The organism is Nocardia sp. NPDC004718 (genome assembly GCF_053601535.1).
In genome coordinates, this window is record NZ_JBSGCA010000138.1 from 1 (window position 1) to 2597 (window position 2597).

1 protein-coding gene is annotated in these 2597 nt (G+C 71.0%); it reads left to right on the plus strand.

The annotated features are described in order from the left end of the window. On the plus strand, window positions 1-2597 hold a 2597-nt coding region (locus ACWEH3_RS35940; protein ID WP_452358507.1), incomplete at both ends, for a non-ribosomal peptide synthetase.

Here is a 2597-nt window from a genome sequence, read left to right on the forward strand (position 1 = left end):
AGAACGTCGCGCGCTTCGACCTGCAGTTCACCCTCGCCGAGCGTGGTGAAACCGGTTCCGGCGCTATGGCTTTGGCGCTCACCTACGCCACCGAGTTGTTCGACTCCTCGACCGCCGCAGCCATCGTGGATCGTTGGGAGCGTGTGCTCGCCGCGGTGGCGGCCGATCCGTCGGTCGCCGTCGGCGCGATCGACGTGCTCGACGCCGCCGAGCGCGCCGACCTGGTCGCGCGCACCGGTGCGCCCGCCACGCCCGCGCGGACGCTGCCGGACCTGCTCGCCGAGGCCGCCGCCATCGATCCCGAGGCGCCCGCCGTGGTGTTCCAGGGGAGAAGTGTGTCCTATGGCGAGCTGGACACGCGGTCCAATCGCTTGGCCCGTTTGCTGATCGAGCGCGGTATCGGCACCGAGGATCTGGTGGCGGTCGCCGTGCCGCGCTCGGACGAGTCGTACTTCGCCGAGTGGGCGGTGTCGAAGTCCGGTGGCGCGTTCGTGCCGATCGACCCGGCCTATCCGGCCGACCGCATCGCGCACATGGTCACCGACTCCGGTTCCCCGATCGGCCTGACCGTGGCGTCGGTGCGCGCCGAACTGCCGGAATCGGTCGAGTGGCTGGTGCTCGACGAACTGGATCTCGACGGGTTCGACAGCGCCCCGGTGACCGACGCCGATCGGGTGCGCCCGGTGCGGCCGGAGCACCCGGCCTACGTCATCTACACCTCCGGTTCCACCGGCGTACCCAAGGGCGTCGTGGTCACCCACGCCGGTCTCGCGAACTTCCGCGACGAGCAGAACGCCCGCTACGACGTCGACTCCGACACGCGCGCACTGCATTTCGCCTCGCCCAGCTTCGACGCCTCGATCCTGGAGTTCCTGCTCGCGATCGGCCGCGGTGGCACCCTGGTGGTCTGCCCGCCCGGCGTGTACGGCGGCGAGGAACTGTCCGAGCTGATCCGCGCCGAGCGGGTCACGCACGCCTTCATCACCCCGTCGGTGCTCGCGTCGCTGGATTCGGCCGCGCTGGCCGGCATGCGGGTGATCGTGGCGGGCGGCGAGGCCGTGCCCGCCGATCTGGTCACCAAGTGGGGTGGCGCGCCGGACGGTTCGGGCCGCCGCTTCCACAACGGTTACGGCCCGACCGAAACCACGATCATGACCAACATCAGCGACGCGCTCGCGCCGGGCGACCGGGTCACCATCGGTGGCCCGACGCGCGGCATGCAGTCGCTGATCCTGGACGCCCAGCTGCGGCCCGTTCCGGTGGGTGTCGCGGGTGAGCTGTATCTGTCGGGCGTCCAGTTGGCGCGTGGCTACCACGCCCGCCCGGGTCTGTCGGCGGAACGGTTCGTCGCCAACCCGTACGTGCCCGGCGCGCGGATGTACCGCACCGGCGACGTGGTGCGCTGGACCCGGGTCGGGCACTCCGCAGGCTCCGCGCCCGCTGGGGGAGTCGAATCGCTCGTTGTCGAATACGTAGGCCGGTCCGACTTCCAGGTGAAGGTGCGCGGTTTCCGCATCGAACTCGGCGAGATCGACGCCGCGCTCGCCTCGCACGAGACCGTCGACTTCGCCGTCACCGTTGGCCACAAGAGCGCCGCGGGCGCCGTGTCGCTGGTGTCGTACGTCGTTGCCGCGCAAGGTCATACGATCGACGTCGCGGCGCTGACCGCGCACGTCGAGGAGCGCCTGCCCGCCTACATGGTGCCCTCGTCGATCATGGTGATCGACCATGTGCCGCTCACCCCGGTGGGCAAGCTGGACCGTAAGGCGCTGCCGGAGCCCGTGTTCGCGACGGAGGTCGTGTTCCGTGCGGCGCGCACGCCGGTCGAGCAGACCATCGCGGAAGTGTTCGCCGAGGTGCTCGGCGTGGAGCGGGTCGGCGTGGACGACTCCTTCTTCGCGCTGGGTGGCGACAGCATCGTCTCCATCCAGTTGGTGTCGCGGGCCAAGGCGCGCGGCGTGGTGTTCACACCGCGGCACGTGTTCGAGCAGCGCACGGTGGCGGGTCTGGCGTCGGTCGCGGAGACCACCGAGGCGGCCGAGGCGTCGGCGACGACGCTGGCCGAGCCGCCGGGCGGCGGTATCGGCGTCATGCCGTTGACGCCGGTGGTGCGGTTCATGGCCGAGCGGCGCGGTTCGTTCGGCCGGTTCAATCAGACGCTGGCGCTGGAACTGCCGGTCGGCATCGATCGGGCGGGAATCGCCGCGACGGTCGGCGCTGTCATCGATCGTCACGACATGCTGCGCGCGAGCCTGCGCCGCGACGGCGACGACTGGGTGGTCGAGACCGCCGCGCCGGGCACGGTCGCGGTGGACGCGCTGATCGATCGCACCGAGTTCGACGCGAACGTCACCGACGCCGACCTGATCGAGATCGCCTCGGCCGCACTGGACGAGTCACTGGACCGGCTCGATCCGGCCGCGGGCGTGGTCATCCGGTTCGTCTGGCTCGAACCGGATTCCGCCGAGCGCGCCGGTCGCCTGATCGTCGTCGCCCACCACCTGGTGGTGGACGGCGTCTCCTGGCGCATCCTGGTGCCGGACTTCGTCGCCGCGTGGGGGCAGCGCACCGCCGGGCAGACGCCCGAGTTGGTCGCC